The following is a 14,695-nucleotide window of genomic DNA, read 5'->3' on the forward strand; positions in this document are numbered from 1 at the left end:
TGTAGGGCGTGTCGATTGAGAGGCGGGCACACCCTACCCGGTTTCATCCGGCTTGCGAATGCTCAGCCCGCGGCCAGGGCCATGAGGGCGTAGGAGGTGACGATGTTCGGGTCGCCCTCCATGAAGCGGTCGTCCTTGTTGGCCCAGGCGCCGCTCGCGTCCTGGCGCCTGGCCAGGGCGGCGGCGAGGTCGGCCTTCCAGTCGTGCTCCTTGCCCTCGGCGTCGGTGAAGGTCTTCTTGCCGAGCGCGCCCAAGCCCCGGCCGAACATGAGGTAGTAGTAGTAGAGCCCTCGCTGGCCGCCGCCGGGGTTCTCTTCCAGGTTGTAGTTCCTGGCGATGAAGGCGAGCGCGGCCTTGACGCGGACATCGTCCGGGTGGAGGCCGGCGTAGACCATGCTCTTGAGGCCGGCGTAGGTCATGCCGGCGGTCGAGCGGATGCCGCCCACCGGGGCCTTGGCGTCGGCCTTGGCCTCGGCGCGCGTCTTGGCGGCCTCGCGGCCCCTGCCGGCCTTGCCCGGCGCCGGAGCGACGGCGCCCGACGTGTAGATGAATCCGCCGTCGTTCACCCTGTCGGCGAACGGCTGGTCGTTGAACTCGCTCTTGAGGTTCTGGCACCGGGACACGAAGATCAGCGCCTTCTGGAGCGCCGGGTCGTCGGGCGGCAGGCCGGAGTCGTGCAGCGCCTCCATCATGAACGAGGTGTTCGAGAGGTCCGGCCGGCTGCGGTCGCCGCCGTAGCCGAGGCCGCCGTACTGAGGGTCGGACCTGTCCTTCTTCTCCCCCTCGTCGAACTGCGACTCCTTCAGGAAGTCCTGGCAGCCCTTGATCACGCGGTCATACTTGCCCCCGACGTTGGCCTCGTGGAAGGCCATCAGCGCCACGGAGGTCGCGTAGACGGAGTGCGGGGCCTCGGACATCCCCCCCCTGGCACCCACGTACTTTTCCAGATAGGCGAGCGCCTTCTCGATGGCCGGGTCGGCCGGCGGGACCTGCTTGCTCCGGAGCAACGCCGTCACCACCAGCGCCGTGATCCCCGGCTCCTGGCGGTCGCCCGACCAGCTCCCGTCCCTGCCCTGCTTCGACCGCAGGTAAGCCACGGCCTTGGTGACCATCGCGGGGACGTCCACCGCCGCGGTCTCCTGGGCGAAGGCCGCTCGTGGGCCGATTCGGAGGCCGGCCAGGCCGGCGGCACCAAGGGCCAGGAACGTGCGTCTTGTGCTCGTCATCGTTGTCTCCATCCTTCTTCCACGGGCCGGGTCGCCGTCTCGCAGGAAACACCGCCGGGACCCCGACGCATGGACCCCGAGATCACGCCGGACCATTCCCGACCTGCCGAAGCGCTCCCCCGAATGCATACGGTGAGCCAGCCCCAGGCCCGCGGGATCACGACGGCGAGAGTCCCCCACGACGAAGCCAAGGGACGTGCTGTAAAGACTTTGCTGATAGATCTTTCCTCGCCGCTCATGGGGAGCTGACTCGGATGGGGCTCGTACGCCCGGCCTCTTTACCGGTAAGCGATCTTCGGGTGAAGAACCGCCATTTCGGCCGTCATTTCGCCGTCAGCGGCCAAAAAGCCGCCGCCCCGCATTGACGGAGTTTCGGCGTCGGCGGAAGGCCGCTCCGTGCTCGCCGTTCGGGGGCCTCTTGCCTCAGGCTCACCGGTTGCGTTGAATGAACTCCGGCATGGAATCGCACGCGAACATCCCCGCCTGTCATCCCCCCTGCTCTTTCTCTCCGGAGCGTCTCATGGATCGCAAGGTCGTCACGCTGCTCGTGCTGGCCTGGATCGTCCCTGCGTCTCGAGCCTGGGCCGACGACGTGCCGTGGTATCAGCGGAGTCTCGTCGGCATGGAGGTCGGCCCGACCGGCGCGCAGTTCGGGGCCGATCCCTCCGACGTGGGCTATGCGGCGCGGTTCGATGGCCGCGAGGTCGTCCGCCGGTGCGCGGAGGCGGGATCGGAGTACGTGGTGATCTGGGCGCGAGACGGCGAGTACGCCTACTACGACTCGAAGGTCGTGGCGAAGTGCCCGGGGCTCGGGGCGCGCGACGTGCTCCGCGAGGCCGTGGAGGAGGGCGCGAAACGCGGCCTCCCGATCATCGCCTACTGCGTGGTCCAGCAGGGCGGGCATTACCTCGAGCAGCACCCCGAGTTCGCCATGCGCGACGCCGCCGGTGCGATCATCCCGGGGCGTTTCTGCCTCAATTCGGGATATCTGGAGACCTTGAAGTCGCTCGCGACGGAGATGATCGGGTATGGGATCGCGGGCTTCCACATCGACATGCTCGACCAGGGCTTCGGCCGGCCTTACGGTTGCTGGTGCGAGGCTTGCCGCAAGCTCTTCGAGGCGGAACATCACGCGAAGCCGCCGGGCGGGGCTTCCTGGGACGAGGGCTGGGACCGGATGCTCGCCTTCCGGTACGCATCGAGCCGGCGGTTCGAACGGGCGCTCTATCAGCACGTGAAGGCCGTGAAGCCCTCGGTCACGGTGGATTTCAACTATCACGGCAGTCCGCCGTTCTCGTTCGAGGTCGGCCAGCAGCCGGTGGCCCACGGCGAGAACGGCGACTTCCTCACCGGCGAGACGGGCGTCTGGGGCTTCAGCGCGCTGGGCGTGGGCCTGAACGCGGAGTTCTACCGGGCCGCCACCCCCGGCAAGCGGTTCCAGGTCGCCATGCAGCGCGGGGTCCGGATGTACCACGACCAGACGACCCGGCCGCTCAACGACATTCGCTGGGAGCTCGCCACGCTCCTCGCCCACGGGGCGTTCGTGACGATGGTGGACAAGACCGGCTACGACGGCGGACTCGACCCGGTCGCCTACCGACGCATCGGTGAGGCCTTCCGCGACGCGAGGGCCGGCCGCGCGGACCTCACGGGCGAGCCGGTCCGGGACGTGGCGATCTACTTCTCGTCGCGAACCAGGGACTGGTACGGCCGCGAGGAGCCGTCGCGGATGTTCCGGTCGATCCAGGGTGCCCATCGGGCGATGGTGCTGGAACACATCCCCTGGGGCATTGCCCTCGACGAAAACGCGACGGAGGCCACGTTGGGGGCGTTTCCGGTCGTGTTGCTGTCGAATGCCGCGATCCTCTCGGACGAGGAGGTCGCGCGGCTCACTCGCTACGTGGAGGCCGGGGGGGCGCTCCTCGTCACCGGATGGAGCGGGACCCTGGGTGGTCGCGGCGAGCCACGTGATCGGTCCTCCCTGGAATCGCTGATCGGCGCCCGGTTTGTCCGCCGACTCGATTCGGAGGATAACCACGTCCGTCTGCCGGCCGATGCTCCGCCACCCTTGCTCACCGGGATCGAGCCGGCCTGGCCGTTCCTCGTCGAGGGCCCGGCGTGCGTCTATCGGCCGACGACGGCGAGGCCGATCGGCGAGCTGATGGCCCCGCATCGGACGGTCCGGCAGAAGCAGGGGAAGGAGGGGACCGGCTGGCCGATGAGCGCGGGAACGCCCGTCGGTCCGGCCGTGCTGCTACACCAGGTCGGCAAGGGCCGCGTCCTGACGATCGCCGCCTCGCCCGACGCCGCGACCGGGGGCGAGCATCCGATCGTCGAGGCCCGCCGGTTCCTGGTCAACTCCGTCCGCCTGCTGCATCCGTCGCCCCGCGTGCGGGTCGAAGCGCCGGCATTCGTCGAGTCCGTCGTGACCGACGACCCCTCCAGTCGAACCCTGCGAGTCCACCTGATTGCCTACGCGTCCACCCCGGCCACCACGCCGGCCTCGAACCGCCCCGCCGTCATCCCGGGGCTGATCGAGGACGCCCCGATGTATCGTGTGCGGGTCATGCTATCGACCCCACCGCGGGCGGCACGCGCCGGGCATGCGGGGCAGGCCGCGACCGTCGACGGTGGTTCGGTCGTCGCGACGGTGGGCAACATTCACGAGGTATTACTGATCCAGTATTGATCGTCGAGCCCCGGCGGCCTGGCTACCGCGAGCGTCATGTATCGGTCCTCCTGCAGGTGCCTCACGCTGCTCCGACGCTCAGGGGTTCGGGGCCATTTCAGGCAACCAGAAGACCTGAGGGGAAAGTCCTCCTCTCGTCTCGCAGAAGTGTCGGAGCACCTCGATGGCGACCTTCCTCGGGAGCCGCATGTTGCGGGGGAGCTGCGTGTGCTGGCCGCCGTATGTTATGTTGACGCGTTCGCGTGAGACCTCGGGGGACGTGGAAGCGTCCAGCAGCCTCGGATCTTTCGAGTCGTCGTGAAAGATGATCGCCATGCCGCGTCGGTTGATGACGACGACAAGGTAGACGTGGCGATGGAGTTCGAGCAAGGCGCCGTCGAAACCGGCTCGTTCCAGTTCCCTGATAAGCCGCGGCATTCGCACCGGCGTGTCGACGGGGAGCTTGACCGTACCTCTCGCGTTCGTGGCGATGAACGTGCACATGGTTTCTCCTTGAGCCGGCGAGTACCGCCCAAGCCGGGGCTCGCGCAGTCGCCGCACGGACCAGGCTCCTTCAGGGCAAGAGCGGCCATGTGAACGGTTCAGAGTCGAGGGTCCCGCGGGGACCGTGACACAGCTCGATCGATCAGTTCGCGCCGGGGTCGACTGCCGAGGAGCCGGCAATCTCGCCCTGCCTCATCTCATTCCAGGCCTCGACGAACGCCTGGGTCTCGGCATCGCGCCAGGAAAGGCCGGTGTCCTCGAGCTCGTTGGCGCGGAGGCCCCAGCGCTCGCGGCGGTCGATGGGCCACTCGGCGATGATGCTGCGATAGGCCAACGGGTGGAAGATGGGCGCCGGCCGCCGCGAGTCGTCGCGGTTCTCGGCCTGCGGCCGCGCGGCCTTCGACGGCCGGCGGGCACGACTCGGCCGCGCAAATTTCGGTGGCTCGACCCGTGGCAACGGGTCATCAAGGCTTTCGTCGAGGTCGATGGAGAGCCTTCCCTGGACGCCCCGAACTCGCGGCCCTCCTCGGGCCGGCTTCAGCGTTCGAAGTTCACTCATGAGAGGTCCTCCAAAAACAGCCTCGTAGCTGTGGAGCACTCCTGAAGTCGGACTCTCGATCCTTTACTATTATTCGTTCACGCTCCCCGGTTTCCAGATGTTCACTAAATCTTCCTGGATTACTACCTCAAATTACCCGGGCCCATACACTTTACCAGAATTATACGACATCCTATGCAAGAAAACGACAGTCCTCGCGAGATTGATGGCAACTCAGGCTCGACATGGCGTGATGACGCCACGTCGATGCCCGCCGAGTTCGGCCTGCCGATGGCGACGTTCGTGGTGATCGCCAGCATGGTGGGCGTGGGCGTGCTGACGACGTCGGGCTACACGATGGCCGGGGTGGGGAGCAATCAGTACATGCTGCTCCTCTGGGTGGTCGGGGGGATCATCGCGCTTTGTGGCGCGCTGACCCTGGCGGAACTCTCCGCGGCCTTGCCCCATACGGGAGGAGACTTCGTCTATCTCCTCCATGCATACGGGCCGCTCGTCGCCTTCCTGTCCGGGTGGGTGTCCTTCGTGTGCGGCTTCTCGGGGCCCTGCGCGGCGGCGGCTCTCGCGTCGGCCAAGTATGTGCTCGCCCCGTTCGCCATCGATCCGGCCAGGTTGACGCTGATCCAGCGAGTGCTCGCGACGGCGGGGATCCTCTCTTTCGCCGTCGTTCATGTCTCCGGGCGGAGCCGGACGGCCCGCGTTCAGGGGTGGATCACGGGGCTGAAGGTGGGCCTGCTGGGCCTGCTGGTCGTGGCGGGCCTCCTCGTGGGCTGGCCCAACCTGGCCAACCTGAACGACCCCATGCCGGTGGATGGGCCTCTGGCGGAGTCGATGCTGTTCTCGCTCGTCTACATTTACTATGCCTACATCGGATGGAACGGAGCCTCGTACCTGGCCGGGGAGATACGCGAGCCCCAGCGGATCCTGCCCAGGGCCATCCTCTACGGAACGGGAGGCGTGACGATCCTCTATCTGGCGCTGAACGCGGTGTACGGCCTGGCGCTCACGCCGGCGGACTTGAAGGCGATGATCGATGCCCCGGGCAACCAGCAGGGCATGGATGTTGTGGATCCGATCGCGGAGATCGCGGCGAAGCGGCTCTTCGGCACGTCGTGGTCCACGCCCCTGAGCCTCGCGATCGGCCTGATGCTCCTCTCCACGCTGAGTGCCTATCTGCTGCTGGGCCCGCGAGTCATCTACGCGATGGCGCGGGCCGGCCAGTTTCCGGGGATCGCGGCGAGGCTCTCCCCATCCGCCGGCACGCCCTTCGTGGCGACGGCCCTGCAAGTGGCCATGACGCTGGTGCTCCTCTGGACGGGATCCTTCCAGTGGATCGTCCTCTACGCCAGCGTGGGGCTGTCCCTCTTCTCCATGCTGGCGATGAGCTCGATCTTCGTCCTCCGCTGGAAGCGGCCCGACCTGGTTCGGCCGTTCCGAACTCCCGGCTATCCCGTGACCCCGCTGATCTACCTGATTCTGACCGCGGCCCTGGCGCTGGCAGCGTTCCGGAAGGAGCCCTGGATCTCGACCGCGGCCCTGGCGAGCATCCTGGCCGGCATCCCCGTCTATTACCTCATGAAGCGTCTCGTCCCGGGCGGTCCCGTTTCTTGACGCGCGTCCCCCGCCCTTTACACTGGACGGGACATCGCCGGCGGGCCAAGGCCGCGTTCTCCTTGCCCATCAGCCCGGAAGATGGCGCCTCTCCCCCGATCTCGTGAAAGCCCACCCACCGTGCAAGACCGCCATGCCCATGATCCCGCGGATCCGAGAGTCGGCCCGGATGGCTCCTTAGGAGGCCTTCCGCCGGAGCTGCCGGACCTGCCGCCGGTGGAAACGCCCTCGGCCGGGTTCGTGGTGCAGCTCTTCGTGATCCCAGCCATCGTCGTGGCGGTGGTCATCTTCGTCTGGCTCCTCTTCGGCAAGCTCGCCGGCGGCGAGCGGGACCCTGCGGAGTACGTCCGGAGGTTTCGCGAAGGGAAGGGGGACTGGCGATCGGCGTTCGAGCTGGCGAGCCTGATCCAGAACGACTCGCGGCTGGCCGCAGACCCGCACCTGCTCGGCGAGCTGACCGAGCTGCTGGACGGCGAGCTGAAGCAGGACGCACCTGCCACCGACCTTACGGTCTACCTGATCAAGACCCTGGGTATCTTCGGGACGCTGGAAGCGACGCTCAACGACGGCCGGAAGGTCGACCCGATCGGCACCCTGGCCGAGGCGCTCGCACCCCGCTTCAAACCGTCCCTCCGCATGGAAGCTGCGGCGAGCCTCGCCAGGCAGGCGGCCCGCCTGGAGGGGACTCTCGAAGACCCCAGGGTGGTAGCAGGCCTCTCCGCCGCGGCCGCCGAGGGCGAGCCCGAGCTCCGGCAGGTCGCCACCTATGCGCTCGGGTTCGTCGCCGGAGCGAAGGCGACCGATGCGCTCCGGGAGCGTGTCCGCGTCGACGAGGACCGGTTCGTCCGCTATAACGCCGCCGTCGCGCTCGGCCGTCGGGGCGATCTCGTCGCGGCGCCGACCCTCAAGGAGATGCTCTCCACCGCGGACCTGGACCGGGTCGTCGAGGCCCCGAACGCGGACGAGAAGCAGGGCCGGGTCGAGGCGATCCAGCTCGAGGCCCTGGGCGCGCTCGATGCATCGATCTCGTCCGGCGAGCCGGATCTCGTCGCGATGCTCCGTCCCCAGGTCGAGGAGCTGGGACGGTCGGGCCTGATCGGCGTCCGCACCCTGGCCCGGTCGGTCTTGCAGAAATTACAACCGCCGGGACGATCGTTGCCGACCGGCTGAGACGATCGCGACGCATCGAGCGAACGGGGCGGTCGTTTCGATGTTGTGGATCTGTCTGTCCTTGTGACTCACCTTCGACTCGCGGGACGGTGCGCCCGTGCGTCCCGGCGCGCCTTGTGCATCTCAACGTCGACGGCACAGGGGCACCGGTGCGATGTCAACGTGTTGTGATCGGTACAGGATGACCGCGGACTTGAGGAAAACTGCGCGATTCCCGGTAGGACAATCGCCCGTGGTGATATACTGCTCTGGAAGGCTGGTCGCGGGCCTCAATCGTTATTTCATCGGCCGGCTCCTACTGCCGGCTGGAGAATTCCCCGAGAACTTTCGAAGGGGTGATGAGCCCCCGTTTCGGATGGGGCGAATGTAGCGATTCTGCGGCCGCGGGGCCGGCCGATGGCCATGGTCCTTGCACTCGCGAACAGGGCGCCGTCTGGCCGCGTCTTTCTAACCGTCTGCCGTGCTGTAACAGGAATTGCCGTCGTTGTCACGCGGAGGGCCTTCTCAGGGACGAGACAGTGCACTCCTCTGGGCCGTGCGAGATGACCCCGTTCTGGCGACTCGCGACAGGGATGCCCGAGGATCCGCCGAGGAGTAACGCATGTTCAAGTCCTTGAAAATCGTGAGCCTGGCCGCCGCGGCGGCCGCGGCCATGCTGGGCGGGCTGGCACCGCCGGCGCGTGCGTCGTACTGCGGCGGCGGGTGCAACAGCGTCGCCCCGGCCCCCGTGGTGGCGACGCAGCTCAGCGTCGTCACCCTGACGCCGCAGGTGGAGACCGTCTACCGGACCGTGTATGAGACGGTCTACGAGGCCGAGCCCACCACCGTGATGGAGACCCGCTACCGCACGGCCTACCAGACCGAGAACTACACGGTCCAGCGGCCTGTGTGGGAGACCTCCTTCGTCGATCGCAAGTACACCGTGATGAAGCCGGTGTACCAGACGGAGAACCGCGAGCGCCGCTACACGGTGCAGCGCCCCGTCTACCAGACGGAACGCCGCGAGCGCCGCTACACGGTGCAGCGCCCCGTCTACCAGACCGTCAACACCGAGCGGCGTTATACCGTCATGAAGCCCGTCGTCAAGACGCAGCAGATGGAACGCCGCTACGCCGTGATGAAGCCGGTGTACCAGACGGAGAACCGAGAGCGCCGCTACACCGTCCAGCGTCCGGTGTACCAGACGGAGAACCGCGAGCGCCGCTACACCGTCCAGCGTCCGGTCTACCAGACGGAGAACCGCGAGCGCCGCTACACCGTGATGAAGCCGGTCACGGAGACGACGATGGTGGAGCAGCCCTACACGGTCTGCCGCCCCGTCACCACCGTCCGGCAGGAGACGGTAGAATGCGGCTACTATGAAAGGCAGTACACGACGATCCCCGGCCCGGTGGTGGAGCGTCAGGTGAGGGTGCCGGTCGAGGAATGCGACGCTTGCGGAGAGGCGCCTCGTCGGGGGCTCTTCGGCTGCCTGAAGTGCAAGAAGAAGGTCACCGCCACGGTCGCCGTGCAGTGCCCCCCTCGCACGGTCAGCCAGCGGGTCTTCGTCTCCCGGCCGGTCACCCGCGACGTCACCGAAACGACCTATGTCCGCGAAACCATGGTCCGTCAGGTCCCGGTCACTCGCTGTCGGATGGTGGCGGAGGAGCGGGTGGAGCCCTATCAGGTGACCACCTGCCGGTACGTGGCGGAGGAGCGGGTGGAGCCGTACCAGGTCCAGACCTGCAAGATGGTGGCGGAGGAGCGGGTGGAGCCTTACCAGGTCCAGACCTGCAATTACGTCCGCGAGGAGCGGGTGGAGCCTTACGAGGTCCGCACCTGCGAGATGGTGGCCGAGGAGAAGGTCGAGTCCGTCCCGGTCACGACGTGCAGCTATGTCAGCGAGGAGCGGGTGGAGCCGTACGAGGTGCAGACCTGCCAGCTCGTCGCCGAGGAGCGCGTGGAGCCCTACCAGGTGACCACCTGCAGCTACGCCGCCGAGGAGCGAGTGGAGAAGGTGCCCGTGCGGACCTGCCGGATGGTCTCCGAGACCGCTTCGCGGCAAGTGCCGGTCTGCGTGGCGGAGCAGGTCCCCGTCACCGTCAATCGCGTCGTCGCCCGCCAGGTCGCCCGCACCGTGGCGGTCCAGCAGACCACGGCGGTCCCTGTGGTCGTCCCGACCTGCCTCTCCTGCCAGTAGCTCCCAATCCCCGAGATCGACAACCCGAAATGAGAAGAGCCCGCCGGATCCAGGCGATCCGGCGGGCTCTCTTGCTAGTTCCCGACCAGCCCGCCCCAAGGCGGTCGCTCAGGCCTTGGGCTCGCTGCGAAGATCAATCTGGATCCAGCGGGAGTTCCGCTCCACTTTGGCCCAGATCCCGGACTGCTCGGCGCTATAGAACCGGTCGGGGAGTTCCACAGCCGTCGCCGTCGCGGCCCTGCCCTCTCGCTGATCTCCTTCTTCGGCGTTCCGCGAGCCGGGCCGCTTGCGGAGGAAGATGTTGTAGACTCCCGGCGCCAGGCTATCGTCATGCAAGCAGGCCGAAACGGCAAAATTGCCTTCGGCGTCGGTGACGGCCATCCCCCAATTGTCGTATTTCGCGTCCTTGGGGGTGAAGACGATCATCTGATTCGTGAGCGCCTGGCCGTTGTAGGTGATGCGGCCGGCGAATTTCGGGGCGACCGGCCCGGCGGACGAGGTTCCGCACCCCGGGGTTGCCAGGGCACCAACCATCATCGCACCAGCCAGTGCGAGCGAGGCGCCCAGGGGGGCGCGGGCCATGAGACCGTTCATGCGTCTTCCTCCCGCCCGGTCGACTGGAGAGGTGCCTTCGAGCGTCCGCTCGACAGACGCGAGCGAGCGGGAATGCACGGGTGTCAACCGGGCTTCGTCTCGGATTTCGAGGTCGTACGTTTTCGACCGGCTCTGGTTCCGCGAGAGGCATCCGGCCTCCGACGGCACCCGCCCTGGCGCATGCAGAAACGATCCGGCCGCACGCGGGACGACGACGAAACGATCGGCGGGTGGAGGAACGTTCTCCTCCGCGCGCCCGGGGACCCACTCGCCGGCCGCTCCCGGATCTTTGCACAACCTCTCCTAAACCTTACGGAGGATTTCCCCCCCGGTCAAGTCGCAAAACGTCCAGGCTGGGGAGGATGTTTCGATCTTTCGGCGCGGGCCTCGCCTCCCGGTCCCTGTTATGCTGAATGCGCGGCTCGCAACGCCCATGATCTCGCTGAGGAAGTTGTGGACGTGGCTGGAGCCGGGCACCTTGGCGACGACACCAGAGTCGGCGGGGCCAGGCTCGTCGAATTCCCTTCCCAGGGCGCCTCCCGGGTCAGCTACTGAGGACCTGACCGGCGGATCGAAGGGAGCCCATCCTGGACATCGGCCCGCGGAGGCCATCGTCGGCCCCTCCCCGGTCGTCATCCGTCTCGCTGTCCGGAGTGAATGATCGATGAGATGCAGAACCAGCCTCGGGGCGTCGCTCCTTTCCATCGGCCTGCTTTACGCCCCGGCGGCGACGGCCCAGCCGCCGGGTGGAGCGGGGAACGGGAGCATGTTCGACCGGCTCGACAAGAACCAGGACGGCAAGCTGACGAAGGAGGAGTTTCCGGAGTTCCTCCGCGGCGGTTTCAAGGCGGTCGACACGAACGGTGACGGTTCCGTCTCCCGCCAGGAGGACGCCGCCTTCCAGAAGAAGTTGTTGCAGGGAGGACCGGGAGCCGGCGGATTCGGCCGGCTGAACGTCTCGGCCACGGTCAAGATTGAGAAGGAGATCGCCTATGCCGGTACGACTGACCCGCGGCAGAAGCTGGATCTCTACCTGCCCAGGGAGCCGAAGGGGACGGGGCCGCTGCCGGTGGTCGTGAACATCCACGGGGGCGCCTGGATGGGAGGCGACAAGAGCATGGGCGTGGACGAGCTCCTGCCCCTGGTCGCCAGCGGCGAATATGCGGTCGCCTCCATCAACTACCGGCTCAGCGGACAGGCGATCTGGCCGGCGCAGGTCCACGACTGCAAGGCGGCGATTCGCTGGGTTCGGGCCAATGCGGCGAAGTACCACATCGACGCCGACCGCATCGGCGTGATCGGCGCCTCAGCCGGTGGGCACCTCGTGGCGATGCTCGGCGCCAGCGGCAAGGCCGCGGGCCTGGAAGGTGAGATCGGCCCGCACAAGGGGGTGAGTACGACGATCCGATGCGTGGTCGATGAGTTCGGCCCGTCCGACCTCCACGCCATGGGAGGTAGCCATGACGCGGCGAACTCGCCGGAATCGAGGCTCATCGGGGCAACCGTGCCCGAGAACAAGGACCGGGCCCGGGCCGCCTCGCCGGTCACCTATGTGACGAAGGAGACGCCGCCGTTCCTGATCTTCCACGGGACGAAGGACCCCGTGGTCCCCTTCAACCAGTCGGAGCGGATGGCCGCGGCTCTCCGGGCGGCGGACGTGCCCGTACTCTTCGTCCACGTCGTGGGCGCGGGGCATGGCGGGTTCCGCAACCCGGAGGTCGGCCGTCGTGTCCGCCGGTTTTTCGACCGGAATCTCCGGGGCCAGGACGTGGGAACGATCTCGGAGGAGCCGATCCCCAACGACTCCCCGGCGGCCGGCAAATCCTGATTGCCGACCGCTACGGGGCTGATGGTCGGATCGTCACTCGAACCGGAGCGCCTCGATCGGATCCAGCCGCGAGGCCTTCCAGGCCGGATAGTAGCCGAAGATCATGCCGATCGTCACCGAGACGGAGACACTTACAATCACCGCGAGGGTGGAAGGCTCGGTCGGCCAGAGGGCGAGCAGCCGGACCACGGTCGAGGCGGAACGCCCCAACGCGATGCCCACCGCGCCGCCCAGGATGCAGAGCACGACCGACTCGACCAGGAACTGGCGAAGGATGTCGCTGGACCGCGCGCCGACGGCCATCCGCAGCCCGATCTCGCGGTATCGCTCGGTCACCGAGACGAGCATGATGTTCATGATCCCGATCCCCCCCACCAGCAGCGAGATGAGCGCCACGCAGAGCAAGAGGCCGGCGACGAGACCGACCGTCCCCTTCACGGCGCCGACGACCTCGGTGAAGTCGCGGACGGAGAAATCATTGGGCTCGCCGTCCTTGATCCGGTGGCTCTCGCGGAGGACGTTCTCGATCTGCTCCATCGCCGCGGGGATCTCCTCGGTGGACTCGGCCCGGACCAGGATCGAGTCCACGTTGGAGAGCCGCTGGAGGGTCGGCGTGTTGAGCATCTGGATGGCCGACTGGGTGGGGAACGGATCGGCCTGCCCGCGAGGGTAGCGGCGGGCCATCGCGGTGAGGTCATCGGCCGGGTTGAGATGCAGGGCGTCCTTCGTCGGCGACCCCGTCGCGGCCGCCGCGCTGATGCGGTACTTCACGGTGGTCCACGGGGCGACGAGGATATCATCCTGGTCCTCGCCGATGATGTCCGCCCCCTTGCGGGCGAGGACGCCGATCACGCGGAGGGGGACGTCGCTGACGTGGACCTCGCGGCCGACCGGGGACTCCTTGCCGAAGAGCTCGCGCGCGATCGTGTGGCCGAGCAGGCAGACCATGCCGGAGCTCGAGACGTCCTCGTCGGTGAATGGCTCGCCCTCTTCCAGGTCCTCCCACTCGCGGACCCGCAGGTAGCCGGGCGTCGTGCCGATGAACGTGGCGGGGACCCAGTTGGCGCTGCCGCTGACGACCTGCCGGCGGGTGAAGACCAGCGGCGCGAGGCTGTCGATGCTCGGGCACTCCCGCTCGATGAGCTCCGCGTCCTCCGGCGTGAGGGTCTTGATCGACCCGGAGCCCAGGCTCACTCCATTCCGCGACGCGGCGCCGGCCTGGATGACGATGTTGTCCACGCCCGTCTTCGTGAGCAGCGCCCGGATGGCTGTCCAGGCCCCCTGCCCGATCTCCGCGATCGCCAGCAGCGAGCCGACCCCGATGATGATCCCCAGCGTCGTCAGCGCCGATCGCATGGCGTTGCGCCGGAGGGACCGGAACGACGTGGCGACGGTCCGAGACAGGAACCGTGCCTCGTCGATGAGCCCGGGACGTGGCGGCGTCGGCGCGGATCCGCCGGCCGTCTCCCGCTCGTCCGCGGGCGAGGTCTTCCGCAGGAATGGGGCCGGACGCAGGGGCGGAGCCTCCACGTCCACGGGGGCGAGGATCGACGCGGGAACGCTCTCCACCATCGTCCCCGCCGGGACCTCCGTCTCCTCCACGCCGTCCTCGGAGATCCTCCCGTCGCGGACGCGGATGGTGCGGTCGGCGTGCGAGGCGACGCCCGCGTCGTGGGTCACCAGCAGGATCGTCAGGCCTTCCTGGCGGTTCAGCTCCTGGAAGAGCGCGAGGATCTCCTCGCCCGTCCTCGAGTCAAGGTTGCCGGTCGGCTCGTCGGCGATCAGCAGGCTCCCCTGGTTCATCAGCGCCCGAGCGATTGCCACCCGCTGTTGCTCTCCGCCGGAGAGCCGGGAGGGCTCGTGGTCCATCCGGCCGGCCAGGCCCACTCGCTCGAGCAGTCGCTCCGCACGGGAACGACACTCCGCGGACGAGAGCCCGTGCGCGCCGTACAGCATCGGCAGCATGACGTTCTCGAGCGCGCTCATCCTCGGCAGCAGGTTGAAGCTCTGGAAGACGAAGCCGATCCGGCGGCTCCGCAGGAAGGCCCGGCGGATGTCGTCCAGGCCGGAGACATCCGCTCCCTCGAACCAGTAGTTCCCCCGCGTGGGCCGGTCCAGGAACCCGAGCAGGTTGATGAGCGTCGTCTTGCCCGACCCGGACGCCCCCATGAGGGCCACCATCTCCCCCTCGCGGATCGTCAGCGACACCCCCTTCAGCACCGGCACGGGCACGTCGCCGCGGAGGTACTCCTTGCAGATCGTCTCGAGCCGGATCACTTCCACGGATGCCTCACTGTCAAGCCACGAACGGGGGAGTGACTACCACGGATGACACGAATGGAAGACGACGAGATAGGGA

At 67.7% G+C, this 14,695-nt stretch carries 10 protein-coding genes; 5 read left to right on the forward strand and 5 right to left on the reverse strand.

The window, feature by feature from the left end; genetic code table 11:
* Nucleotides 1–62: 62 nt before the first annotated feature.
* Nucleotides 63–1,226, reverse strand: a complete 1,164-nt coding sequence (locus tag G6O54_RS18510) for a prenyltransferase/squalene oxidase repeat-containing protein (RefSeq protein ID WP_250846966.1) — start codon at nt 1,224–1,226, stop codon at nt 63–65.
* A 520-nt stretch (nt 1,227–1,746) separates the two neighbouring features.
* On the opposite strand from G6O54_RS18510, the gene G6O54_RS37970 reads away from it, so the two are divergent.
* Nucleotides 1,747–3,915, forward strand: a complete 2,169-nt coding sequence (locus G6O54_RS37970; protein WP_250846967.1) for an alpha-amylase family protein — start codon at nt 1,747–1,749, stop codon at nt 3,913–3,915.
* Between the two features lie 78 nt (nt 3,916–3,993).
* On the opposite strand, the gene G6O54_RS18530 is transcribed toward G6O54_RS37970, so the two are convergent.
* Both G6O54_RS18530 and G6O54_RS18535 read right to left on the reverse strand, forming a co-directional pair.
* Nucleotides 3,994–4,398 (reverse strand): Imm1 family immunity protein, encoded by a 405-nt coding sequence (locus G6O54_RS18530; RefSeq protein ID WP_165227144.1) that lies wholly within the window; start codon nt 4,396–4,398, stop codon nt 3,994–3,996.
* 142 nt (nt 4,399–4,540) lie between these two features.
* Complete coding sequence (locus tag G6O54_RS18535; RefSeq protein ID WP_165227145.1) at nt 4,541–4,957, reverse strand: hypothetical protein; 417 nt, start codon at nt 4,955–4,957, stop codon at nt 4,541–4,543.
* A 246-nt stretch (nt 4,958–5,203) separates the two neighbouring features.
* On the opposite strand from G6O54_RS18535, the gene G6O54_RS18540 reads away from it, so the two are divergent.
* The 3 genes from G6O54_RS18540 to G6O54_RS18550 all read left to right on the forward strand — a co-directional run bounded on the left by G6O54_RS18540 (nt 5,204) and on the right by G6O54_RS18550 (nt 9,914).
* Nucleotides 5,204–6,565, forward strand: coding sequence for an APC family permease (locus tag G6O54_RS18540; RefSeq protein WP_250846968.1), 1,362 nt, complete (start codon nt 5,204–5,206; stop codon nt 6,563–6,565).
* Nucleotides 6,566–6,781: 216 nt separating this feature from the next.
* Nucleotides 6,782–7,735 carry a HEAT repeat domain-containing protein gene (locus G6O54_RS18545; protein WP_250846969.1) on the forward strand — a complete coding sequence of 318 codons (954 nt, stop codon included), beginning with the start codon at nt 6,782–6,784 and terminating at the stop codon, nt 7,733–7,735.
* 601 nt (nt 7,736–8,336) lie between these two features.
* Nucleotides 8,337–9,914: a hypothetical protein gene (locus G6O54_RS18550; RefSeq protein ID WP_165227148.1), complete on the forward strand. Its 1,578-nt coding sequence runs from the start codon at nt 8,337–8,339 to the stop codon at nt 9,912–9,914.
* A 108-nt stretch (nt 9,915–10,022) separates the two neighbouring features.
* Here the strand turns inward: G6O54_RS18550 and G6O54_RS18555 are convergent, their stop codons facing one another.
* The gene (locus G6O54_RS18555; protein ID WP_165227149.1) at nt 10,023–10,508 is read right to left on the reverse strand and encodes a hypothetical protein; all 486 of its coding nucleotides are present in this window, start codon (nt 10,506–10,508) and stop codon (nt 10,023–10,025) included.
* Nucleotides 10,509–11,172: 664 nt separating this feature from the next.
* Here G6O54_RS18555 and G6O54_RS18560 point away from each other — a divergent pair.
* Nucleotides 11,173–12,336, forward strand: a complete 1,164-nt coding sequence (locus G6O54_RS18560; protein ID WP_165227150.1) for an alpha/beta hydrolase fold domain-containing protein — start codon at nt 11,173–11,175, stop codon at nt 12,334–12,336.
* Nucleotides 12,337–12,369: 33 nt separating this feature from the next.
* Here the strand turns inward: G6O54_RS18560 and G6O54_RS18565 are convergent, their stop codons facing one another.
* On the reverse strand, nt 12,370–14,613 hold the full coding sequence (locus tag G6O54_RS18565) for an ABC transporter permease (protein ID WP_369432147.1): 2,244 nt from the start codon (nt 14,611–14,613) through the stop codon (nt 12,370–12,372).
* Between the last annotated feature and the right edge of the window lie 82 nt (nt 14,614–14,695).

The organism is Aquisphaera insulae (genome assembly GCF_011064615.1).
GTDB classification, from domain to species: Bacteria; Planctomycetota; Planctomycetia; order Isosphaerales; family Isosphaeraceae; genus Aquisphaera; species Aquisphaera insulae.

Bases quoted from the DNA above. Each gene is read 5' to 3' on its own strand.
- G6O54_RS18510 (WP_250846966.1), bottom strand. From the start codon at position 1,226: ATGACGAGCACAAGACGCACGTTCCTGGCCCTTGGTGCCGCCGGCCTG.
- G6O54_RS37970 (WP_250846967.1), top strand. From the start codon at position 1,747: ATGGATCGCAAGGTCGTCACGCTGCTCGTGCTGGCCTGGATCGTCCCT.
- G6O54_RS18530 (WP_165227144.1), bottom strand. From the start codon at position 4,398: ATGTGCACGTTCATCGCCACGAACGCGAGAGGTACGGTCAAGCTCCCC.
- G6O54_RS18535 (WP_165227145.1), bottom strand. From the start codon at position 4,957: ATGAGTGAACTTCGAACGCTGAAGCCGGCCCGAGGAGGGCCGCGAGTT.
- G6O54_RS18540 (WP_250846968.1), top strand. From the start codon at position 5,204: ATGCCCGCCGAGTTCGGCCTGCCGATGGCGACGTTCGTGGTGATCGCC.
- G6O54_RS18550 (WP_165227148.1), top strand. From the start codon at position 8,337: ATGTTCAAGTCCTTGAAAATCGTGAGCCTGGCCGCCGCGGCGGCCGCG.
- G6O54_RS18555 (WP_165227149.1), bottom strand. From the start codon at position 10,508: ATGAACGGTCTCATGGCCCGCGCCCCCCTGGGCGCCTCGCTCGCACTG.
- G6O54_RS18560 (WP_165227150.1), top strand. From the start codon at position 11,173: ATGAGATGCAGAACCAGCCTCGGGGCGTCGCTCCTTTCCATCGGCCTG.